Origin of the sequence: Algibacter luteus (assembly GCF_030344935.1) — a bacterium.
In the GTDB taxonomy this organism is placed as follows: Bacteria; Bacteroidota; Bacteroidia; order Flavobacteriales; family Flavobacteriaceae; genus Arenitalea; species Arenitalea lutea.
The window spans coordinates 876,592-899,956 of record NZ_CP128313.1 but is presented as its reverse complement, the minus strand read 5'-3'; the positions used below and the strand labels follow the sequence as shown (position 1 = coordinate 899,956).

Genomic DNA, 23,365 nt, shown 5'->3' with positions numbered 1-23,365 from the left:
AAGCTATTCTAGCAACTTATTAAGATTAGAATTACATTTACTGTACTGATCTTATAAATATTCACTTTCAAATTCAATTAAAATGAATTTTAAATTTATTCTTAAATTTTTCGTGTTTTTGATATCAGTAGGAGGAATTTCACAATCTAAATACACAGTAACTGGATTAATTTCAGACGATAATAGCAAAGGCATCCCTTACGTGAACGTATTATTAATAAAGGCTAGTGATTCCACCTTGATTAAAGGCACCATTTCTACAGATAAAGGCACTTATAAAATTGAAAATATACCAAGTGATAACTATCTCATTATGAGCAGTTATGTGGGTTATAAAACAACTTACTCCAATTCATTTTACTTAGATTCAGACTATAAAGTTGAAACACTTATGCTAAGTGAAGGAGAACAACTAAATGAAGTTTTTGTTGAAGCTAGAAAGCCCTTATATCAGCAAAAAGTAGATAGAATGGTTATTAATGTAGAAAACAGTATAGTTTCGGCTGGCGGAACAGCTTTGGAAGTGCTTGAACGTTCTCCAGGTGTTAATGTTAATAGGCAAAGTAACAGTATCTCTATAGTTGGTAAAGAAGGTGTTGTTGTTATGATAAATGATAAAATAAGTTACATGCCGGCATCATCTTTAGTGCAAATGTTGGAAGGGATGAGTGCCGATAATATTTCTTCAATAGAATTGATAACAACACCTCCATCTAATTTTGATGCCGAAGGGAATGCAGGATACATAAATATTGTTTTGAAAAAACGTACCGATTTAGGTTTAAATGGCTCATATTCTATTTCTGGTGGCTATGGGCAGGGTGTAACCAACAACAATAATTTAAATTTTAACTTCAGAAAAAAAAGTGTCAACCTCTATGGAAGCTATGGTTATTCGATCGATAACAGAGACCAAATCTTTAAAACCAGCAGACAATATGAAGACAATGGTGATTTATTGACCTCAAGCACAATTACAGATAGAGACCCAAGACAGCGAAATCACAATTTACGATTAGGATTGGATGTAAATACTTCTGATAAAACCATCATGGGTGTGTTGGTTAGTGCCTTTGATAACAGATGGTCTATGGATGCCATAAACAATAGTATTGATACAGAAAATGGAACACCAACTTCTTATGTTATTTTAGATAATAACGAAATAAACCACCTCAAGCATTTTGGAATAAACTATAATGTGAAGCACAATTTTACAGAAAATAAGTTTTTAAGTTTCGATATTGATTATCTCAAATATAAATTTGATAATCCTACCAACTACGAAAATTCTTTTTATGATGAAAACAATAATTTTGACAGAACAGAGCTTTTAAGAAGTGGTAAAAAAACACCTATAAAAACTTGGGTTAGTAAGTTAGATTATAGCAATAAGGTTAATGACAAAATAAAAATTGAAGCTGGTGTAAAAGGCACAAAATCTAATTTTGAAAACGATGTAAATGTTGATGATTTTGAAAATAATGTTTGGGTATCAGATGCAACATTAACTAATAAAAGTGATTTAGACGAAAAAATATATGCAGCTTATAGTGCTTTAGAATACAAATTTAATGATAAAACCAGTCTTAAAGCAGGTGTTCGCTACGAACATACAGACTCAAAATTAGATACCGACACCCAGGGTACTGTAGTTGATAGAAATTACGGTATTTGGTTTCCAAGTGTATTTTTAAATAGAAAAATTAACGATTCACTAAGCCTTAATCTTTCTTACTCCAAAAGAATTACCAGACCAACGTTTAACGATTTAGCTCCTTTTGTTATCTTTTTTGATCCCAATACGTTTTTGTCTGGTAACGCATCATTACAACCCGCAATATCCAACGCTTTTAAGTTTGATGTAAATATCAAATCTTATTTTTTATCCTTTCAATATACCGTAGAAGATTCCTCTATAGCCAATTTTCAAGAACGTATAGATGAAGCAACAGGAAGATTAATTTTTGAAGCTGCTAATTTAGATTATACCAAAACATTTGGCATTACCTTAGGAGTGCCAATAAAGTTAACGAATTGGTGGCGCACCCAAAACAACCTTACTTTTATTAAACAAAAGGTAAGAGTCTTTTACAATGATGAACCTATCGAATTAAGCTTAGGTAATTTTTCAGCAAACAGTACACATTCGTTTAAAATATCCGATAGTTTTTCGGCAGAATTATCTGGATTTTATAATGGCCCAGGATTTTTTGGATCTGCAAAATACGATGAAGTATATGGTATTAATTTAGGGCTTCAAAAGAAGTTTAGCGATAAATGGGGAACACTTAAATTTTCAATAAGTGATATTTTAGATAGTATTGAGTTTAACGGCGGAACCGACTTGCCTGAACAAAATATAAAAACGAACAATACCTTCGACTTTTTCAACAGAACATTTTCGTTGAGTTATTCTCGAAATTTCGGAAATACAAAACTTAAATCTTCACGTAATCGTGAAACAGGTTCAGAAGAAGAAAGACAGAGAGTAAATTAAAAAAACCTGCTTCAATTGTATGAAACAGGTTTTAATATGTTGAGATTCTTGCTTTCGCAGGAATTGATTATACTAACATAGTAACAGGGTTTTCAATATATCCTTTTAACGTTTGAAGGAATAAAGCTCCTGTTGCACCATCAACCGTTCTATGATCGCATGCTAATGATAATTTCATGGTATGCCCAACTACTATCTGACCATTTTTAACCACTGGTTTTTCAACAATGTTTCCAACTGAAAGAATGGCTGAATTTGGTTGGTTAATAATTGATGTAAACGTATCGATACCAAACATTCCTAAGTTAGACACCGTAAACGTGCTACCTTGCATTTCGTCTGGCGTTAACTTTTTGTTTTTAGCCTTTCCTGCAAGCTCTTTTACAGCTGCACCAATTTGAGGTAAAGATTGCTCGTTAGCAAACCTTACTACAGGTACAACCAAACCATCTGGTACAGCAACAGCCACACCAATATGTACGTGATTATTTAAACGCATTTTATCTGCAAACCACTGCGAGTTTACTTGAGGATGTTGTTTTAATGCTAAAGCACATGCTTTAACAACAATATCGTTATACGAAATTTTGGTATCTGGTATAGAATTGAACTGCGCTCGGAATGCCATAGCATTTTCCATATCAAACTCTACGCTTAAATAATAATGAGGTGCAGAGAATTTAGAATTTGTTAATGCCTTAGCAATCGCTTTACGCATTTGCGAATTATCTACATCATCAAAATCTTCTTGTCCAGAAGGCACAAATTTACCAACCGCAGCGGCTCCAGCTGCAGGCTCATAATTTTCTATATCGCGTTTTACGATACGCCCATTTTCTCCAGATCCTTGAACTTTCAATAAATTAATACCTTTTTCTTCGGCTAATTTTTTAGCAAGTGGAGATACATACACACGTCCGTTTTCAGTAACTGGCGTAGGTGCAGGTTTACTCGATTTAGCAGGAGCGCTAGATGCAGCGGCTTTAGGAGTTTCCTTTTTAGCTTCTGCTTTAGGCGCTTCTTCTTTTTTTGTAGGTGCTGCTGCTGATGCAAAATTAGCTGCAACTCCAGAAACATCTGTTCCTGCAGGACCTATTATTGCTAAAAGTGAATCTACTTTTGCAGACTCTCCTTCTTGTAATCCTATTTCTAATAAAGTACCAGATTGGAATGATTCAAATTCCATAGTAGCCTTATCTGTTTCAATTTCAGCCAATATATCTCCTTCATTAACCGTATCGCCAACTTTCTTTAACCAAGTGGCAACAGTACCTTCTTCCATAGTATCACTTAAACGTGGCATAGTCACAACTATCACCCCTTCTGGTAATTCAGCTGGTGCTGATGTTGTTTCTGGCTTAGCTGCGTCTTCTACTTTTGATTCGGCAACAGGTTTTGCCTCTTCTTTAGTTTCACCAGCATCACTGCTTCCACCTCCACTCAAAAGCGCAGATATATCTTCACCTTCATCTCCAATGATAGCCAAAAGCTCATCTACTTTTGTAGTCTCGCCCTCTTGAACACCTATATGAAGCAATGTACCTTCATTAAATGATTCAAACTCCATTGTAGCCTTATCGGTTTCAATTTCAGCTAGAATATCACCTTCTTCAATTTTATCTCCTACTTTTTTTAACCATGCAGCAACGGTTCCTTCTTCCATCGTGTCGCTTAATCGCGGCATATTTACTACTATCGCCATATTTTATAATTTATGTTGAATAAATGGATAATCTTCTTGCTCATAAACCATGTCGTAAAGTTGTTGCTTTTCTGGGAATGGAGATTCTTCAGCGAATTTTTCACATTCAGCAACACGTTCTTTAACGCGCTTATCTATTACTTTAATATCGTCTTCAGAGGCGTACTTCTTATCAAGAATAATATCTTTTACTTGTGTAATAGGGTCTATTTTCTTGTATTCCTCAACCTCAGCTTTGGTTCTATAATGCTGCGCATCACTCATAGAATGACCTCTATAGCGATATGTTTTTAACTCTAAGAATGTTGGTCCGCCACCAGTTCTAGCACGTGTGATTGCTTCATCAAAAGCTTCGGCAACTTTAACCGGATTCATACCATCAACTGGTCCACAAGGCATATCGTACCCTAAACCTAGTTTCCAGATTTCAGTATGATTTGCAGTACGTTCAACAGAAGTTCCCATGGCGTAACCATTGTTTTCACAAACAAAAACTACCGGTAAATTCCAAAGCATTGCTAAATTAAAAGTTTCATGAAGTGAACCTTGTCTTGCTGCACCATCTCCGAAACAACATAAAGTAACACCATCTACTCCGTGATACTTATCACCAAAAGCAATTCCAGCCCCTAATGGGATTTGACCACCTACAATGCCATGTCCGCCATAAAATCTAAATTCTTTAGAAAAAATGTGCATCGAACCTCCCATACCATGGGAAGTTCCAGTTACTTTACCATACAATTCTGCCATTACACGTTTTGGGTCTACACCCATTCCAATAGGCTGAACGTGATTACGATATGCCGTAATCATCTTATCTTTAGTTAAATCCATGGCGTGTAAAGCACCGGCTAATACAGCTTCTTGACCGTTATATAAATGAAGAAACCCTCTTACTTTTTGTTGGATATAAACGGCAGCAAGTTTGTCTTCGAACTTTCTCCAGAATAACATATCCTCATACCATTTAAGGTAAACTTCTTTTGTGATTTTTTGCATCGAATGATATTATATTACTAATTAGCGAAATACAAAAGTAACACATTGTGTTGTATTGAAAAAACCCTAATTAACGAAAGTGTAAAAAATAAAAATTCAATTAAATTATTCTTGATAGATTAACCAATTACTAATTTTTTATATCAAAAACTTACATATCTGAAAAACTACATCGTTATAATTGCTCTATAATACAGATTTATCAAAAACAAAAGGTAAAAGATTAGCGAGTGAATTGGATTTAGCTACGGCTCCCGTTTCGCCCATAAAATAGATTTCTATAGGTGTTTTCTGTTTTATTTCATATTCAGCTATTGCCTGTCTGCAAGCGCCGCATGGCGGAATAGGCTTGGTGGTTTGATTTCGTTTCGAGCCCGCTGTTATGGCAATAAGTAACATTTTTGCCTCTGGAAACTGAGACCCTGCATAATAAATGGCAGTACGTTCTGCACATAACCCTGACGGATAAGAAGCATTTTCTTGATTACTACCAGTAACAATTTGGCCATTATCTAGCAATATTGCTGTTCCTACGGTAAAATTGGAGTACGGCGCATAAGCATTAGCCCTAGCTTCTATAGCTTTTTGCATTAGTGCCTTTACTTGGTTTGATAGCTCATTTATGCTATCAAAAACATATAACGTCGATTCTATTTTTTTTTCCTTCATATTCAAATGTAAATAATAAAGTTAAGAAAAGCCTTTAAACAAAAAACTACTGCTAAATAGCAATAGTTTTTTAATACGTTTATTTAGTTGTTACTAATATTCGTTATACTCGCCAGCTCCGATATTGAAAGTAAGTGAAAATCGCAAAGTATTTTCCAACGGACTTTGAACTTTAGATGCTGAAAACAAATATGATAAATCGATATTAACAACATTGGCTTTGAAACCGGCTCCTAAAGCTAAAAACTTACGAGCTCCCTTGTCTTCACTTTCATTAAAATAACCTGCTCTAAATGCAAATGAATCTTGATATAAATATTCTGCTCCTAAGGCCCATGTGAATTCTTTCATCTCTTCACTAAAACCATCAGGGGCGTCACCAAACGACTGGAACATTCCTGAAAGGAAGCTTACATCCGGATCTTTCCCTTCTACGATAATGGTTGGCTCATCACTATCTTGATTTTCATCACCATCAGTATCCACATAACCATATACAGGTGGTGTTGGCACTAAAAGTTTTGTAATTTCAGCAGTAACTGCAATTTTATTATAATCATCAAATATAAAGTCGAATCCTGCTCCTAGCCTTAAATTAGTTGGTTGAAAGTTTTCTTGCCCACCTTCATCATATTTAAATTTCGGACCAATATTTTGAATTGCAAATCCTGCTCTCCAACGTCCATTAAAATCGGCATACGCTTCTTCTTCACTTTGGTAGTAACCGGTAATATCAACACCAAAAGTACTTGCTGGAGTTGCATCGCCATCTACACCATCAAGTCTTAAATCTGAACGTAAATAACGCATAGCAACTGCCATAGCAAATTGGTCAGTTAATCGTAAAGCATAGGATGCATCTATTGTCAACTCATTTGGTCTTTGAATAAGTGCTTCTGAAAATTCATCTGTAACAAACTCTATATCTCCTAAAGAAAAGTATTTTAAACTTGCCGAAAATGCACTACGCTCATCTATTCTATTAAAATAGGTCACGTTTCCTAAAAAAATATCATTTACTAACTTACTTAAGTATGGGGTATAGCTAACGCCAACTCCTGATTTCGTTTCAGAAAACGCATATTTTGAAGGATTCCATTGTTGTGAAAAAGCATCTACAGAAGTGGCAACTCCCATATCTCCCATAGCTGCAGCTCGTGCATCTGGAGCAATTAATAAAAACGGTACACCCGTTGTTATAACTCTTCTTTCTTGATTAGGGAAAATGATGGTTTCCTGTGCATTAGCTTTAAATATAAAAGCAAGAGTTATTAATAGTAATATTTGATTCTTCATGAATTCAATTTTAGTTAGCAAATATAATTTTTATTTTAAAACTTGCTTTATAATTCTGTAACATACTAAAAATCATTACAGACAAACGACACATTTGGTTAAAGAATTACAAGTTTTTCTATTTTTTCTACTGTTTTATTTGATAAGTTTGAGTGGACTTTAAGTTTATAAATATAAACACCTTTTCCTATTTTATCTCCAAAATCATCCCTTCCATCCCAAACTATATCTCTTGACAACGAACTCGTTGCTTTAATACCACCTGTGGTTTGACCATTTAATGTTCGAACTAATTTCCCGGAGACCGTGAATATCTGTATAGAAACGTCTAAAGATTCCGAACTATTGTGATTAAACCAAAATTCTGTATAATTTACGAACGGATTTGGGTAATTAAGTACATTGTTAATCACTAAACTTTGATCTTCATCGTATACCACAAACTGAATTTCAGCAATTGACGAGTTATTATAAACATCCCATGCTTTTAAAGTTAAAGTATGCAACCCAGGCTCAAGATCTCTAAATAAAAAACTTAAGGTTCCTTTGGTATAATCATCCACTTCCGTTTGATAATAATCGTTTAATATAACGGGATTCGTTTCATCGCCATCAATTATGGCTACAATATCATGCCCTATACCACTAGCCGTATTAATTCCATTGGCGTCTTCTAATTTAGCTAATAGCGTTGGCGACTCATTAGTAATACCTCCTGTGACAAAGTTTTCATCATTCATATATAATGTAATAACTGGACCCGTATTATCTTCTGGCGCATTTTCATTAAGCCCTCCTATTTTAACTGAACTTATATCTGCCCCTGCTTGGTTTTGAGTTGAAGTTTCATTTTTAGCATAAAAGCTAACTTTTCCTTGACCTACTGGAAGCCCTATATCTTTTGGCACGACAAAATCAAATTCAAATTGGCCATTCGTTACCGAGGCTTGACCTCTAAAAATAATTTCACCTAGTGTAGAGAAATCTAGAATAATGACGCCATTACTATCTCTTATCCCATCATTAGCCAAAGTTTGTCTGTTTATAAACTTATCATAAATAGTGGTCGATAGGGTTCCATTATAATTACTTAAAAGATTGCCTGAAAGATCTGTAACCTCGCCAGCTAATTTTACATAACTCAGAGCTTTTAAAGTATCTGTGGCTTGACCAATTGGCACATCATTAATTTTGGTGAGTTTAATATTGGGTTCTGGAAATGCCAATTTCATGGCAGGATCACCAATAAAAAACACTAAACTTTTTTGGCTATTTCCTGAAATTAATGGATCGTTTTTAGCTAGCCTTAAAGCTTCTGCCATTGAAGGATATTCATAATCTTCATAAGCATCATTATCGTTATACGAAAACAAATACTGCCCTAATTCTTCATTAAAAGTTATCCCAAAATTCACAAATACTTGACGCGTTGTTGTGATTAATCCTACCGCTCCCGTATCTTTATTCCAAAACGTAAATTCGCCTGCAGTTTCTCTGTACGGATTATCAAATCTAGTGAATTCGCAAGTTACTGTTACAAAGCAATTGAGTTTACAAACATTCCGAAATTCGGTAATATCAGGCTTTAACAAAATGCGCTCTTCGGCTAAACCTTCTTCACCACCATGACCAAAATAATTGACTACCAGTGCACCATTGTCAATGGCATTAACAATTTCGTTTGTAACATCGGGATATCGATCACCTCCAGCCGAAGATTCTTGCTGAAACGCGTCCGTATGTATTTTAGTGACATTCATAAACGGCTTTTCTTGAGACACAAGGTCACCTATATCATTTGTGGTTTCTTGTAATTCCCCGAGAAGCTTACTATCATTATCATCAGAAATTACAACAAAATTATTTCGCCAACTGCCATAGGCTTCCTTTATATAATAAGACTCGATTTTATCTACCATTTCTTTGGCGCGTTGCGGTGTATCTGCAAGAATTCTTCCAACGGCAATATCTAATAAGTCAGATGTATTCATGGCTCCTTCAGAATCATCCATCATACCATAAAAATCGTCAGAAACAAAAGAAGTAGCTAAACTAAAACTATTATAAGAGTACCATGAAGGCACAACATTAGTGTTATTTGGGATTCTATCTTTATAATCAAAAGAACCATCGCCAAATAAACACAAGTATTTAATTCTGTTCTCTGTTGAACTTGCATTTTCATAAACATATTTCACCATATTTCTTATAGCTCCAATATCTTGATTTCCAGAACTAAACTCATTATAAATCTCATTTAGCCCGATAGCTTTTGCATTTAAACCATATTGATTTCTATTAATTTGCGCTAATTTTTCAGCATGAGAAAGCATGTTATTTGGCGCTACGATTATGTAATCGACATCTTGAAAATCACCTTGTGTATTTTGAAAAATTGTTCCTTTAATATTTTGATTAGCTATAGAAGTTTGTGAATCGAATTTAGGAACATAATAATCTGATTGTGATACCGCTATGTAGCTTTTTAAACTTCCAAGTGTTGCTGTAAAGCTTAAAGTTGATGCTTGATCAACATTAATAAAATTTGCAACATTATATAAATCTGAAACATCCCAAATTTCTGAAAGATTCGCGGTATTTGTTATGTTATACTGCCCAATTCCTGAAGCGGTTGCCACATCTGAGTTTTTAAATAAAAATTGCTCTCCATTAAAATTTAGTTTACGGGTTGCTTTAACTCCAATATAATCTAAATACCCAATAATACTTGGGTTTCCTAAGTTATCAAAATCAAGTCCAACGGAAACCTTAGAGGAATTTACATTAACATCACCATTATAAGTAGATCCATTTGCAAATGTTGGTGATGACACCCCTCCAATAAACAATGAAGAAACTGCTGCATTATTAACACTTATATTGATTTGACTGTCTGCTGTTGTTGACGTTGCAAAAACTACTTTTAAATTTACTGGTTCGGTGGTTACCAAATCTGGAAAATTAAACTCAAAAGACTTCGAGCTATCTACATCAAATTTATCACCAAACCATCGTCTACCAAGAGACACTAGGTTATAATCATCAACCTCATGAAATTGATAATCTTCAAAAGTATCAATAATCATATCTACATTACCAATGGGTTGATTAAATGGCTGGATACGCTTACCATTCCCCGAACTTACATTAATGTAGTAGTAGGTTTTATCGGTATAACAATTTATATGCGTACCTTTTTCTATGTTATACTCTTTTGGTCCTTGAGCATAAAACAAAATATAATCGTCATTATTAAATTCGCCGTCTGCTTCACCTACGAATTTAATTGCATTTTCAGGCACATCATAAAGGTAGTTTACTGCGTTTGAATACGGAATCATGCGTCCACCATGACCAAACAATTTAATAGTTCTCGGATCTACATTGTTCACATTCACGCCCAAACGCTGTAAAAAACTTTTTGAAAGCTTAAAAACCCCTGTGGTATCTACATAAAACCGATACCATTCACCAGAACTCAACACAGAATTCGAAATTACTCTGGAAGCGTTGTTGTTTTTTAAAAACGTTTGGTTATTTGATGAACCAATTTTATAATTTACCTGAAAGGAAGTAATTCTTTTAAAACGGTTGCTCTCATCCTTTACTATAGGCGAAAGTTGAAAATAGATATACCTTTTATTTCTTGCTACAGTATTTTTTAAGGTGAATTGTAAAGTGTTGGGAATTGTATTGATGTTTAAATCCTTTAAATCTGCTTTCGTTATAGGTTGATACACCACATTAGTCACAGAAACTGAAGATTCGTTCACCAATCCCTTTGATTCCCATTGATCTACAAACCGTAATCCTTTATCTAAATCAAAATTAAAATACGTTGGATTGAAAGCGGGTATTTCAAATGAAAAACTACCGCCAGTTAAAGTTTTAGACTCCTCCCAATTAATGGTATACTTTTTTTGTTGTGCAAACACACCTACCGAAAACGTCAGTAGTAATAATAAAATTTTCTTCTTCATTGATAAAATAACGTCTTTAGCGGATTGTTATTATTAAAAAATCCACTTTTTTAAAAACTGATTCAAAAATACAATAATAAATTATGAAATCATGCGTTAATACAACACAAAACTATGGTTTGAAAGGTCAAAATCATCGTTGAAATACATAAAAATAGGACGAAATACACTATTTTTTGGATAAAATGCAGAAAACAGCTTGCGTTATTAGGTTTAATTCTTATATTGCAGCACCAAAATTATTATTAGCTTACTTAAAATATGGATATGAAAAAAGTAGTAGCATTCAAGATTTTATTAGTTTTAGCACTAGCAGTGGTATCAACTAGTTGTAAAAAATCTTCGAGTTCAAAAAACAGCTCCAGAGCTACTGGATGGGACATAAACTCTAGAGAGGGTGGTTTCCAGTACAATACAGACTTCAAAGAACAAGAAACGGCTCCAGGATTAGTTTTTATAGAAGGCGGTACATTCACGAAAGGACGTGTACAAGACGATGTTATGCATGATTGGAATAATAGCCCAAATCAGCAACATGTTCAATCTTTCTATATGGACGAAACCGAGGTAACCAATGCTATGTATATGGAATACTTAGATTGGATTAAACGCGTTTATCCGCCATCTGACGAAAGCATAAGAGCCATTTATCATGGTGCCTTACCAGACACTTTAGTCTGGAGAAATCGTTTAGGCTTTAACGAAGTTATGACGGAGAATTACTTACGTCATCCTGGTTACGGTGAATATCCTGTAGTTGGAGTAAGTTGGATTCAAGCTGTTGAATTTGCAAACTGGCGATCAGATCGTGTCAATGAATTCTACTTAGAAAAAGCTGGATATTTAAAACGTGATGCCAAAATTACAGATGTTGACTCTGAACAAACATTTAGTACAGATACATACATCAATGCACCTACTTTGACGTATGGTGGTAATGAAGAAATTATCAGACCAGAAGGTAGAGGAAGAAGAAATGTAAGAGTTGATGAAGATGGTAACGAATCTGGTGTTTTTGCTACTCGTGAAACTGGAATTATCTCACCAAAATACAGACTCCCAACAGAAACTGAATGGGAATATGCTGCTTTAGGTTTAAGTGAACTTAGAAGTTATAACCTATATCGTGGTCGTAAAAAATACCCATGGGACGGACAATACACTCGTTCGGGTAAGCGTAAAATACGTGGCGACCAAATGGCGAACTTTAAGCAAGGAAAAGGTGATTATGGTGGAATTGCTGGTTGGTCTGACGATGGTGCAGATATTACCAACGCCGTAAAATCATACGAACCTAACGATTTTGGATTATATGATATGGCTGGAAATGTTGCCGAATGGGTTGCAGATGTTTACAGACCTATAATTGATGATGAATTTAATGATTTTAACTACTACCGTGGAAATGTTTATACGAAAAATGCATTAAACGACGACGGTACTGTAAAAGTGGTAACTATAGATGATATTGTTTATGACACTTTATCTAACGGTAAAGTTGTTGCAAGAAATTTACCTGGTGAAATTTTACAGGTTCCTGTGGATGAAAACGAAACTTACTTACGTTCAAACTTTGATAAAAGTGACCAAATAAACTTTAGAGACGGAGACAAACGTTCTTCTCGCTATTTTGAAAGCTTTAATGATGATGAAAATGAAGGTGGAGCTGAATCTGAAACCAGAAAAATGTACAATTCTCCGAAACATACTATTACCAGAGATTCTTTAGGGAATATTATTAGAGAATACGACAAAAGAAACAGTAGAACATCTTTAATCAATGATAAGGTAAGAGTTTATAAAGGAGGTTCTTGGAAAGATAGAGAGTACTGGTTAGACCCTGCTCAAAGGCGTTACTTCCCGCAAGATATGGCAACAGATTATATTGGATTTAGATGTGCTATGTCTAGAGTTGGATCAAAGAGTAAAAATAAAACCAAAAAGAAAAACTAAAATTTAGTTCTTAAAATAACATAAAGGTTCTAACTCTAGTTAGAACCTTTTTTTATACTTTTATTTTCGCAAAACAAATATTAAATTTTTGAAAACAGCCGAACTACACGCACTTTTTTTAAAATGCAATGCAGTATCTACAGATACTAGAAACATTAATAAAAATGATATGTTTTTCGCTTTAAAAGGCGATAATTTTAATGGTAATAAATATGCCGAATCTGCATTAAATAAAGATGCAAAATATGCCATTGTAGATGAAGCAAAATATAATAACTCTCCGAACACCATTCTGGTCGACAATGTTTTAAAGACTTTACAAGAACTGGCTAGCTTTCACAGAAATCATTTAAAAATCCCGATAATAGCGCTAACAGGCAGTAATGGAAAAACCACTACGAAAGAATTGATAAATGCAGTGTTATCTAAAAAATATAACACAACCGCAACTATTGGTAATTTAAATAATCATATTGGCGTACCATTAACCTTATTATCCATGAGTAAGGATACAGAAATAGGCATTGTTGAAATGGGCGCAAACCATCAAAAAGAAATTGAATTCCTTTGCCAAATTGCACAACCAGATTATGGTTATATTACAAATTTTGGGAAAGCCCATCTAGAAGGTTTTGGAGGGATTGAAGGCGTTATAAAAGGGAAAAGTGAAATGTATAATTATTTAATTTCTAATAATAAACTTGTTTTTGTAAATGCCAACGATGCTATTCAAATTGATAAAACTATGACCACTAAAAGATACATTTTTGGTAACGCTACCGAAGGTATCGACATTGAGGTTACTTTTTTAGAAGCACAACCTTTCGTAACATGCAAATATGACAACTTAGAAATTCAAAGTCAACTTATAGGCGATTACAACTTTAATAATATAGCGGCAGCAATAGCTATTGGGCACTATTTTAAGGTTAATAACGAAGATATTAAAAATGCAATTGAAGGCTATATCCCTTCTAACAATCGTTCTCAAATTATCACTAAAAATTCTAGTAAAATCATTTTAGATGCCTATAACGCTAACCCGAGCAGTATGCGCGCGGCATTATTAAATTTTGAAAAACAATCTGGTAAAAAACTAGCCATATTAGGTGATATGTTCGAATTGGGAAATGAAGCTAAAAAAGAACATCAAAATATCACTGATTTAGCATGTTCTTTAGATTTAGATAAAATTATTTTCATAGGACAAAACTTTTATAATTCTCAAACAAATTCTGATACTGAAACCCAGTATCAATCTTTTGATGATTTTAAAAATAATTTTGATTTTTCAAAAATAAAAAATCAAACAATTCTAATAAAAGGATCAAGAGGAATGGCATTAGAGCGCATTCTAGAGCTACTTTAATAAAAATTATTCAAAAAAAAATGCCAGTTTAAAATAAACTGACACTTCATTTAATATAATTCTCCCTAAGAACTAATTAATAGCAATGTAAAGATGCACCTTTAATTCCGATTTAGCAATACTCAAATTGAGTATTTTACAAATTATATAAGAATTTTATTATTTTTTAACATACCAATAATTTCTCCAGTGGAAGATACTTTTAATTTTTTTAGAATATTTCTTCGGTGTGTATCCACAGTATTGGCAGTAATATTAAGTCTTTTTGCTATCTCTTTGCTACTGTAATTCAACACCAAAAGTCTAATAATATCGCGTTCCCGATTACTTATACCATCAGACAATAATTTCTGAGAAAAATTATTGAAATATACTGTTTCATATTCGTTATTATCATTTAATATCTTTGCAGAAGCACAAACTTGCATTTCAATATGATTTGATAATACCGTATAATGAGCTAATCCAATAATAGGCTTATTTTTATTATCGAATTCAAGTGGTGTTGTATTCTGAATCACATTTACGTATTCATCTTTACTATTCTTTAATCGATAATTCCATGTATAGCTCATTTTGTTTCTTTCAGAAACAGGAATCTCATTTAATGTAAAATTCATAAGCTCATTTAAGGCCTCTAACCAAACTTCTAAATCATCTGGATGCATTTTACTCCAGAGGTATTTCATGCCTTTAGCCTTAAGCTCTTCCCTATCCATACCTAAGCAAGCAGTCAGGTTTTTACTTATATATTCAAAGGCTAAATTTTGTGTATTTGTGATACAAAAAAACGTAGAATTATAGGGCATGAATGCATCCAATTCTATTATTTTTTCAATGTGTTTTTCTAATGAAGGATTATCGTGCGATTTAAAAATTTCTTTGTAAGCTTCTTTAATTGTACGCGTATTCATAGATGTGAGACTTTTTTTTCTAAAAATAGAAAAAAACCTAAAGCTTTCCTACAATAATTAATTACTAAGCAAATGCGAGTTTATTAAATACATAATTCACAATCTAAGCCATTTTAAAATCGAAACGAGCAGAAATAAAAAATCCTGATAGATTCTATCAGGATTTTTCTGTGGGCGCGAAGGGATTGGAACCCCTGACCCTCCCGATGAAAATCGGGATGCTCTGAACCAGCTATTTCTCGAAAATCAATTGTTCTATCTTTTTCCTACTTTTCCATTTCTTGATTTGCATTTCACGACTTCTTGCTTCAGTTTTGGTTGCGAACAATTCATGATATTTTACAACCCAATCTTTTGCTCTAGAAGTATAACCTTTATGATTCGACAAGTGCTTCGAAAGGCGTGCTTCTAGATTATTCGTAGAACCAACGTAATATTTATCTAAAATTGATGAGTACAATATGTAAGTGTAAAATCCCATGTTGAGTTTTTAGAAATAAAAAATCCTGATAGAATCTATCAGGATTTTTCTGTGGGCGCGAAGGGATTCGAACCCCTGACCCCTTGGGTGTAAACCAAGTGCTCTGAACCAACTGAGCTACGCGCCCTCTAAATTGGACTGCAAATATAACCTAGTTTTTAATATTGCAAAAACTTTTTCAATAAAAATTTAAATTATTTCTGCTACAACAAAAGTACTTCCTCCAATGAATACAAAATCATGTATATCAGCATTGTTTAAAGCCATTTCATAGGCCTCATTTACAGAATTATATGCTTCGCCTTTCAAATTATATTTAGAAAATACGTTTTTTAGTTCAGTGGCATCTAATCCTCTTGGGATGTCTGGTTTGCAGAAATAGTATGTTGCTTTTTTAGGCAGCAAGCCTATTATTGAAGTTAAATCTTTATCATTTACAACACCAAATACAATAAGTAATTTATTAAAAGTCTCATTTGATAGTTGTTGCATAACATAGTTTAAACCTTCCTTATTATGTCCTGTATCGCAAACTACTTTAGGGTTTAAATTTAATGTTTGCCATCTCCCCAGTAACCCGGTATTTTTTACAACATTTTGCAAACCTTGTTTCAAATTGTTCTCTGATATTTTGAAACCTTTTTTTTGTAGCGTTTTAATAGTTTGAATTACAGTTTTAATATTCTTAGATTGGTAGCTCCCTATTAAATCGGATTTATAATCTGAGGTAATCTCTTTATCTGCAAAAACTATATTTGAATGATTTTCTTCTGCTATTTTTTTAAATACAGGAGTCGTTTCTTTTTGGTTTTCGCCAATTACAACCGGTATTCTAGGTTTAATTATTCCTCCTTTTTCATAAGCTATAGCCTCAAGAGTATCACCAAGAAACTGCGTATGGTCTAACCCGATATTAGTAATTACAGAAACTTCAGGAGTAATAATATTTGTTGAATCTAATCGTCCGCCCAACCCAACTTCAATAATTGCAATATCTACTTTCTGTTTTGCAAAATAATCAAAAGCCATGCCTACGGTCATTTCAAAAAACGACAATTTATGAGCTTTAAAAAAAACCTTATTTCGTTTAATAAAACCAATAACAAATTGTTTACTTACTTCCTTACCATTAATTTTAATGCGTTCTCTAAAATCTTTTAAATGTGGTGAAGTATATAAACCAACTTTATATCCTGATTCTTGCAAAATTGAAGCCAGCATATGGCTTGAAGAACCTTTACCGTTGGTGCCTGCAACGTGAACCGATTTAAACTTAAGTTCTGGATGATTTAAGCGACTTGCGAGATTTAAGGTGTTCGTCAAATCTTTTTTAAAAGCCGTTTTACCCTGCCTTTGATACATTGGTAGTTGAGAAAACATCCAATTAAGTGTATCTTGATATGTCATTGACTATTGACTTAGTTTGAAGTTAACACTAACAAACCCTAATTGTCGTGTTGGTGCTTTAGGATCTGCTGGCCATTTATGAGATAAGGCTATTTTTTTTGCTGGTTCTAATAAACACGGTGCTGTATTTGTAGTTCCTTTTTGACCAGGTTCTGCTGAAACGACATTTCCACTTTGATTAACTACAATTTTAACAATTACCATTCCAGACTCATTACAATCTTGTTTTAACCTTTGGAATGAAGCGTTGCCACGTCCGTTTAAGCCATAACCAACACCTCCACTGCCAGTTCCTTGTCCACCAAAATAACTAGGCGCATACGGATTACCATCTAACTGACCTTTATCTCCCGATTGGTTGTCATTTCCTTCGCTACCGGTTTCCGAGCCTTCAGATTTGCTTACACCTCCAATTAAGGCATCTAATTTTTTCTTTTTTTCTTCTTGCTCGCGTTTTTCTTTTGCAATTCTATCAGCTTCGGCTTTTGCTTTGGCATCTGCAATAGCTTTTGCCCTTGCTTCTGCTTCTTTTTGCTTTTTTATAGCTATAGATTCGGCATCTTCTTGAGTTAAAACCTCCTCTTTAGTTTCTGATGATTTGGTAGGTTCCGATTTTGAAACATCGGGTTGCGGTGGTTCTTCAATTTTTAATGGCTCAGACTTCACAGGCTTTAAAGGCTGTACATTGCCTTTACCAAAATCTGAATTTCCAAAATTTACTGCAACACCATATTCCTCCGGCGGATCCATATATGTAGTACCAACAACAAACAACAAAAGCAACAAAATAATAGCAATTAACGCTGTTAATTTTGCCGAATTCTTTTCGTGTTTAGTTTTGAAATACTTCATTATTCTATTTTGGTTTAACCGCTAAAATAACTTTAAACTTATTTCGGTTTGCAATATCCATAACCTTTACTACATTTTCTACAGGTACAGATTTTTCAGCTCTTAGTATTATGGTAGGTTTATCTTTAGATGCTAAAACTGCCATTAATTCATTCTCTAATACACTTTCGCCAACACGTTTCTGGTCTATATAATACGTTAAATCTTTTTTAATACTTACCGCAACAGATTTTTTGTTTTCTGTTTTACCACTGGCTTTAGGTAATAGAATATCTATTGCATTTGTGGTAACTAAGGTAGAAGCAATCATAAAAAAGATAAGTAGTAGAAATACAATATCTGTCATTGATGACATATTGAATTCTGGTGTTACTTTATTTCTTCCTCTAAAGTTCATACTATGTAGGCTCGTTTAAATGATCTAAAAACTCTAATGAATTTGCTTCCATTTGATACACCACTTTATCGGTTTTAACAACCAAGTGATTGTAAGCCATATAAGCCACAATACCTACAATTAAACCTGCAACAGTAGTTGTCATAGCAGTATATAATCCACTTGCTAAAACATCCATTTGGATAGAACCTCCTGCGTTAGCTAATTCAAATATTGCTAATATCATTCCAATTACTGTACCAAGGAACCCAATCATGGGTGCTGCTCCAGAAATTGTTGCCAGAATACTAACGTTTTTTTCTAATCCGTAAATTTCTAAACGACCCGCATTTTCAATAGCTGTGTTAATATCCGCAAGTGGCTTTCCAATTCTAGAAATACCTTTACCAATTAAACGAGATACAGGCGTATTCACTTGCGCACAAAGCACTTGAGCCGAATCAATTTTACCATTGCTAACATGGTCTTTTATCTGATTCATGAAATTAGCATCAACTTTAGACGCAGCTTTAATTGCAAATATCCGCTCGAAATAAATATAGATTGCACCGACAAGGAGCAAAAACAGAACAGCTATAATAACTTGTCCTGCAGCGCCTCCGCTGCTTATTAATTCGATAATAGATAGTGTTTTTTCAACAGACTCTCCATCGGTTAACACTGCTGTTTCGGTTTGTGTGTTTTGTAATAATGTATTGAGCATAGAATATTATTTGTTGCAAATGTATAACGTTTCTTTTTTTATTAAAGTATAATACATTTTTTTCTAATGTTTTATATACGTTAATTATAAACTATTAGACTTAAAACAAAGTAATGCATTTGCGTTAGGAATTGTAGCGGCATCCTTTTTTTGCTGCCATTTACAGCAAAAAAAGATATAGCGCATAACCCGACCCTTAGGTAACCTGCCTGCCGGCAGGCAGGCGCCAAAAAATGAATACTCTAATTCTAGAACAAGGTTCTTGTATACATAAATGCCACAGCACCTACTAAGAAGCCTACCAATGCTAACCACCCAATTTTTTTAAGATACCAGAAGAAATCGATTTTTTCCATCCCCATAGCTACAACACCAGCGGCAGAACCGATAATTAACATACTACCTCCCGTTCCTGCTGAATATGCAATGAAATGCCACAATTCGTTATCGATTGGCTCATGGAACATACCTAAACTGGCTGCTACTAGTGGTACGTTATCGATTACTGCGGAACCTACACCTAGTAATAAAACCACTAAATCTGAAACGCCTTTATGACCTTCCTGATGTAATTCTGTTCCTAACATTGGCATAGTATCTTGAAGCGAACCTGCAAAATTGAATAGTATTCCTAAGGATTCTAAAGCGGCAACGGCCATTAAAATACCTAAGAAGAATAAGATACTTGGTAATTCTATTTTAGATAACGAATAGTGTACTGGGCTATGCATGGCGTGAGCATCGCTTTCTTCTGAACCATGTTCGGTCATGCTAAACTTAGAACTACTATAAATCTCTGCGAATGTAGCTACAACTCCTAATGAAAGCATCATACCAACATAAGGTGGTAAATGTGTTACCATTTTAAAGATTGGAACAAATACAATTGCACTCAAGCCTAAATAAAGCATGGTGCTGCTGAATTTAGATTTTTTCTTTTCTTCAACTTCTTCAAACTCTAAATCGCCTTTAAAAGCTGGAAGGAATGAAGCAATAAATGTTGGAACCGCCATACATAAAAATGATGGAAATAATAAATACCCTATTAAATGTCCTGTAGTTACTTTTTTACCTATCCAGAGCATGGTAGTTGTAACATCACCTATTGGCGACCAAGCCCCACCGGCATTTGCAGCAATAATAATTAAACCTGCAAACCAAATTCGCACATCTCTATCTTTAACAATTTTTTGAAGAATAGAAATGAGTACAATGGTAGCTGTAAGGTTGTCGATGATTGCAGAAAGAATAAAAGCTAGTATGGCAAAAATCCATAGGATTTTACTCTTCTTTTTTGTTTTGATAAAGTCTTTAATGGTTGAAAAACCATCGAAGTAATCAATTATTTCAACAATGGTCATAGCTCCTAAAAGGAAAACTAAAATTTCAGAAGTTTTACCTAAATGATGCAAGAGCGTTTCTTCCATCATATGCATTTTTTCTTCTGACCCTAATGCTCCGAAGCCTTCTAAAAGAGAGTGTTTGGCTGAATCAAACCATTGTGGGAAGGTATCAAGCCCTAAAGCAATTAATGCCCAACAAATGGCCATCATGACCAGTGCCGGAATAAGTTTGTCAATTTTTATACTGTGCTCTAAAGTAATGGCTAAATAGCCCATGACGAATACTAAAATAATTGCTGTTTCCATATGATGTTATACTAGTTGGTTAAGTGCTATTTCAAAAGCTGTAGCACTGATTTCTGTTTTTGATTTATTTTTATTGTAAACTTTTTCTATTGCTTCTTTTATTTTATTTGATGTATCATTAAAAATGGCTTCATCTGTCATTTGCACTTTACCTTCCATAAAATAAGCAAAAACTCGAGCCATTCCACAATTTGATATAAAGTCTGGTATTAAACTGACTTTATAATCTGTATGTTCCATTATAGGTCCAAAGAAAATTTCTGTATCCGCAAATGGCACATTTGCGCCACAAGATACAACCTCTAATCCACTATCAATCATTTCATCTATTTGATGAATCGTTATTAATCTTGATGCAGCACAAGGCACAAAAATTTCTGTTTGTAACGACCATATTCTTTTATTAATCTCTTCAAAAGGGATTAAATTATCGGCTGCTAATGTATTACCCTTCTTAGCAAGGAAAAAATGACAAATGTCATTAAATGTAAATCCATCTTCATTAATTAAGCCTCCACCAATATCGATAATTCCAACCACTTTTGCACCCATTTTTGATAAATAAAATGCCGCAGCGGCTCCTACATTACCAAAACCCTGCACTACTGCACGTTTTCCTTTCACTGAACCACCATAAATATCGTAATAATGTTTTACCGCTTCGGCCACACCAAAACCAGTAATCATATCGGCTACGGTATATTTTTTGGATACATCTGGCGAATAATCTGGATTTTCAATAACCTTTATTACACCTTGACGTAATTGCCCAATTCTGTTTATTTTATCGGCTTCAGTGGGTTTAAAATGTCCGTTAAAAACACCTTCTTGAGGATGCCAAACACCACTTTCTTCCGTAATTGGTATAACTTCATGAGTTTCATCTACATTCATATCTCCACCAGTACCATAATAACTTTTAAGCAACGGAGAAACCACAGCATACCAACGTTCTAATACTTGCTTTTTTCTTGAGTCTTTAGGGTCAAAATTAATTCCAGATTTAGCGCCTCCAATGGCGGGACCAGAAACCGTAAATTTAATTTCCATGGTTTTCGCTAACGATAAAACTTCATTCATATCTAGCCCTTTGCGCATTCGTGTTCCGCCACCTGCTGCACCACCACGTAAAGAATTTATAACTACCCATCCTTCTGCATCGGTTTCAGAATCTTTCCAATTAAAGACTATTTCAGGCGCTTTGTTTTCGTATATTTTTAATAATTCTTTCATTCTCTATATTATATTCAATTGATAATTAGCATACATTTTTGTTATTCCGAAGGTAAAAAAAGGTGTAGCTATAATTGAGTCATATAAATCGAATTAAAATTATTAATGTAACAAATATAAAAACTAAAAATCCAATCAGATTAATTTTATGTGAAATTTAAGGTTGAAAAATCTTACCGGTACTATGATTTTTTGACGCTCCAGTAACACTTTTGAGACAATTTATTAGATTTTCAAGTTTTAAAACGCCTAAAAACCCAAAAATTAAAGCCTCCTTAAATTCTATGACATCTTTTTCTGGAATTATAATAGTTTGATGCGTAAGTGCTTTAAGTCTATTTATAAGGAAGGTATTATAAACCCCTCCACCAGTTATTAAAAAAGTAGATTTCTCTCGTTTATTTATCTGGAAGGCAATTTGAATTGCAATATGCTCAACAAAAGTGCATAATACATCAGATACTGGTAATTGAAATTCGTCAATAAGTGGAAAAATATTTGTATTCACCCATTCCAATCCTAATGATTTTGGATATTCCTTTTTATAAAAGTCAAGCGCGTTTAATTGATTGAGTAATTCATCATGCACTTTTCCGGAAGCTGCAATATTACCTTCATCATCAAAGTCATAACCAAGTTGTATCACATAATGATTTAATACAATGTTTACTGGACAAATATCATAAGCAATACGCTCTTGATTGACATCGGTTGAAATATTAGCAAACCCACCAAGGTTTAAACAAAAATCGTATTGTGAAAACAGCAACTTATCTCCAATAGGCACTAACGGCGCCCCTTGACCTCCCAATTCTACATCTTGCACTCTAAAATCGCAAACTACTGTTTGTTGAAGTACTTGTGCTAAATGGGGTTTGTTTCCAATTTGATAGGTTAATTTTTGGTCAGGTTGATGTAATGCAGTATGCCCATGCGAGCAAACAGCATCTAATTTTTTAATTTGATGTTTTTTAATAAACCCTTGAATTACTTGTGCTAGATAATTTGAATACGCTATATCAATTCCTTCTAATTCTTGCAGACTCGTATTTGTCAAGCCCTTTAATATTTCATACCAGCTTGTTGGATATTTAATGGTTTCTGCCTTCAGAATTTTAAAACCCCACTGTACTTTTTTAGAAAATTTAATATAGGCTAAGTCAATACCATCTAATGAGGTTCCGGACATAACACCAACAACAAAGTAATCGTCTTTCATCTTAAACGTAAAAGTAATTAACTTGGGTAAATATATAAA

General features: G+C 33.9%; 17 protein-coding genes and 1 tRNA gene. 3 read left to right on the top strand and 15 right to left on the bottom strand.

Annotation, left to right across the window (positions count from 1 at the left end; all coding sequences use genetic code 11):
• Positions 1–82 precede the first annotated feature (82 nt).
• Complete coding sequence (locus tag O5O44_RS03865; protein WP_289195809.1) at positions 83–2,500, top strand: outer membrane beta-barrel family protein; 2,418 nt, start codon at positions 83–85, stop codon at positions 2,498–2,500.
• A 67-nt stretch (positions 2,501–2,567) separates the two neighbouring features.
• Here O5O44_RS03865 and O5O44_RS03860 read toward each other — a convergent pair whose 3' ends face one another.
• From O5O44_RS03860 to porU, 5 genes are all read right to left on the bottom strand, one after another.
• Positions 2,568–4,202 carry a pyruvate dehydrogenase complex dihydrolipoamide acetyltransferase gene (locus tag O5O44_RS03860; protein ID WP_289195808.1) on the bottom strand — a complete coding sequence of 545 codons (1,635 nt, stop codon included), beginning with the start codon at positions 4,200–4,202 and terminating at the stop codon, positions 2,568–2,570.
• A 3-nt stretch (positions 4,203–4,205) separates the two neighbouring features.
• Positions 4,206–5,204: a pyruvate dehydrogenase (acetyl-transferring) E1 component subunit alpha gene (pdhA, locus tag O5O44_RS03855; protein ID WP_289195807.1), complete on the bottom strand. Its 999-nt coding sequence runs from the start codon at positions 5,202–5,204 to the stop codon at positions 4,206–4,208.
• A 186-nt stretch (positions 5,205–5,390) separates the two neighbouring features.
• Complete coding sequence (gene cdd / locus O5O44_RS03850) at positions 5,391–5,873, bottom strand: cytidine deaminase (RefSeq protein ID WP_019386215.1); 483 nt, start codon at positions 5,871–5,873, stop codon at positions 5,391–5,393.
• A 93-nt stretch (positions 5,874–5,966) separates the two neighbouring features.
• Positions 5,967–7,169 carry a type IX secretion system outer membrane channel protein PorV gene (gene porV, locus O5O44_RS03845; RefSeq protein ID WP_019386214.1) on the bottom strand — a complete coding sequence of 401 codons (1,203 nt, stop codon included), beginning with the start codon at positions 7,167–7,169 and terminating at the stop codon, positions 5,967–5,969.
• Between the two features lie 98 nt (positions 7,170–7,267).
• Complete coding sequence (porU, locus tag O5O44_RS03840; protein ID WP_289195806.1) at positions 7,268–11,149, bottom strand: type IX secretion system sortase PorU; 3,882 nt, start codon at positions 11,147–11,149, stop codon at positions 7,268–7,270.
• Positions 11,150–11,410: 261 nt separating this feature from the next.
• On the opposite strand from porU, the gene gldJ reads away from it, so the two are divergent.
• Both gldJ and O5O44_RS03830 read left to right on the top strand, forming a co-directional pair.
• Positions 11,411–13,102, top strand: coding sequence for a gliding motility lipoprotein GldJ (gene gldJ, locus O5O44_RS03835; protein ID WP_289195805.1), 1,692 nt, complete (start codon positions 11,411–11,413; stop codon positions 13,100–13,102).
• A gap of 88 nt (positions 13,103–13,190) precedes the next feature.
• The gene (locus O5O44_RS03830; RefSeq protein ID WP_289195804.1) at positions 13,191–14,471 is read left to right on the top strand and encodes a UDP-N-acetylmuramoyl-tripeptide--D-alanyl-D-alanine ligase; all 1,281 of its coding nucleotides are present in this window, start codon (positions 13,191–13,193) and stop codon (positions 14,469–14,471) included.
• A 143-nt stretch (positions 14,472–14,614) separates the two neighbouring features.
• Here O5O44_RS03830 and O5O44_RS03825 read toward each other — a convergent pair whose 3' ends face one another.
• The 10 genes from O5O44_RS03825 to O5O44_RS03780 form a co-directional block, all read right to left on the bottom strand.
• Positions 14,615–15,385 carry a LuxR C-terminal-related transcriptional regulator gene (locus O5O44_RS03825; protein WP_289195803.1) on the bottom strand — a complete coding sequence of 257 codons (771 nt, stop codon included), beginning with the start codon at positions 15,383–15,385 and terminating at the stop codon, positions 14,615–14,617.
• A gap of 232 nt (positions 15,386–15,617) precedes the next feature.
• Positions 15,618–15,866, bottom strand: coding sequence for a GIY-YIG nuclease family protein (locus tag O5O44_RS03820; protein ID WP_289195802.1), 249 nt, complete (start codon positions 15,864–15,866; stop codon positions 15,618–15,620).
• Positions 15,867–15,918: 52 nt separating this feature from the next.
• Positions 15,919–15,993 (bottom strand) — tRNA-Val (locus O5O44_RS03815).
• Between the two features lie 62 nt (positions 15,994–16,055).
• Entirely contained in the window at positions 16,056–17,273 is a 1,218-nt protein-coding gene (locus O5O44_RS03810) for a bifunctional folylpolyglutamate synthase/dihydrofolate synthase (protein ID WP_289195801.1), read from the bottom strand.
• A gap of 3 nt (positions 17,274–17,276) precedes the next feature.
• Positions 17,277–18,125 carry an energy transducer TonB gene (locus tag O5O44_RS03805; RefSeq protein WP_289195800.1) on the bottom strand — a complete coding sequence of 283 codons (849 nt, stop codon included), beginning with the start codon at positions 18,123–18,125 and terminating at the stop codon, positions 17,277–17,279.
• A 4-nt stretch (positions 18,126–18,129) separates the two neighbouring features.
• Positions 18,130–18,522, bottom strand: coding sequence for an ExbD/TolR family protein (locus O5O44_RS03800; RefSeq protein WP_019386207.1), 393 nt, complete (start codon positions 18,520–18,522; stop codon positions 18,130–18,132).
• A 1-nt stretch (position 18,523) separates the two neighbouring features.
• The gene (locus O5O44_RS03795) at positions 18,524–19,225 is read right to left on the bottom strand and encodes a MotA/TolQ/ExbB proton channel family protein (RefSeq protein WP_019386206.1); all 702 of its coding nucleotides are present in this window, start codon (positions 19,223–19,225) and stop codon (positions 18,524–18,526) included.
• A 248-nt stretch (positions 19,226–19,473) separates the two neighbouring features.
• The gene (nhaD, locus tag O5O44_RS03790) at positions 19,474–20,874 is read right to left on the bottom strand and encodes a sodium:proton antiporter NhaD (RefSeq protein ID WP_289195799.1); all 1,401 of its coding nucleotides are present in this window, start codon (positions 20,872–20,874) and stop codon (positions 19,474–19,476) included.
• A gap of 6 nt (positions 20,875–20,880) precedes the next feature.
• Positions 20,881–22,107: a Glu/Leu/Phe/Val dehydrogenase dimerization domain-containing protein gene (locus tag O5O44_RS03785; protein WP_289195798.1), complete on the bottom strand. Its 1,227-nt coding sequence runs from the start codon at positions 22,105–22,107 to the stop codon at positions 20,881–20,883.
• Positions 22,108–22,264: 157 nt separating this feature from the next.
• Complete coding sequence (locus tag O5O44_RS03780) at positions 22,265–23,326, bottom strand: anhydro-N-acetylmuramic acid kinase (protein WP_289195797.1); 1,062 nt, start codon at positions 23,324–23,326, stop codon at positions 22,265–22,267.
• Positions 23,327–23,365: the final 39 nt, after the last annotated feature.

Coding starts and splice junctions, on each gene's coding strand:
- O5O44_RS03865 (WP_289195809.1), top strand. CDS start 83: ATGAATTTTAAATTTATTCTTAAATTTTTCGTGTTTTTGATATCAGTA.
- O5O44_RS03860 (WP_289195808.1), bottom strand. CDS start 4,202: ATGGCGATAGTAGTAAATATGCCGCGATTAAGCGACACGATGGAAGAA.
- pdhA (WP_289195807.1), bottom strand. CDS start 5,204: ATGCAAAAAATCACAAAAGAAGTTTACCTTAAATGGTATGAGGATATG.
- cdd (WP_019386215.1), bottom strand. CDS start 5,873: ATGAAGGAAAAAAAAATAGAATCGACGTTATATGTTTTTGATAGCATA.
- porV (WP_019386214.1), bottom strand. CDS start 7,169: ATGAAGAATCAAATATTACTATTAATAACTCTTGCTTTTATATTTAAA.
- porU (WP_289195806.1), bottom strand. CDS start 11,149: ATGAAGAAGAAAATTTTATTATTACTACTGACGTTTTCGGTAGGTGTG.
- gldJ (WP_289195805.1), top strand. CDS start 11,411: ATGGATATGAAAAAAGTAGTAGCATTCAAGATTTTATTAGTTTTAGCA.
- O5O44_RS03825 (WP_289195803.1), bottom strand. CDS start 15,385: ATGAATACGCGTACAATTAAAGAAGCTTACAAAGAAATTTTTAAATCG.
- O5O44_RS03820 (WP_289195802.1), bottom strand. CDS start 15,866: ATGGGATTTTACACTTACATATTGTACTCATCAATTTTAGATAAATAT.
- O5O44_RS03810 (WP_289195801.1), bottom strand. CDS start 17,273: ATGACATATCAAGATACACTTAATTGGATGTTTTCTCAACTACCAATG.
- O5O44_RS03805 (WP_289195800.1), bottom strand. CDS start 18,125: ATGAAGTATTTCAAAACTAAACACGAAAAGAATTCGGCAAAATTAACA.
- O5O44_RS03800 (WP_019386207.1), bottom strand. CDS start 18,522: ATGAACTTTAGAGGAAGAAATAAAGTAACACCAGAATTCAATATGTCA.
- O5O44_RS03795 (WP_019386206.1), bottom strand. CDS start 19,225: ATGCTCAATACATTATTACAAAACACACAAACCGAAACAGCAGTGTTA.
- nhaD (WP_289195799.1), bottom strand. CDS start 20,874: ATGGAAACAGCAATTATTTTAGTATTCGTCATGGGCTATTTAGCCATT.
- O5O44_RS03785 (WP_289195798.1), bottom strand. CDS start 22,107: ATGAAAGAATTATTAAAAATATACGAAAACAAAGCGCCTGAAATAGTC.
- O5O44_RS03780 (WP_289195797.1), bottom strand. CDS start 23,326: ATGAAAGACGATTACTTTGTTGTTGGTGTTATGTCCGGAACCTCATTA.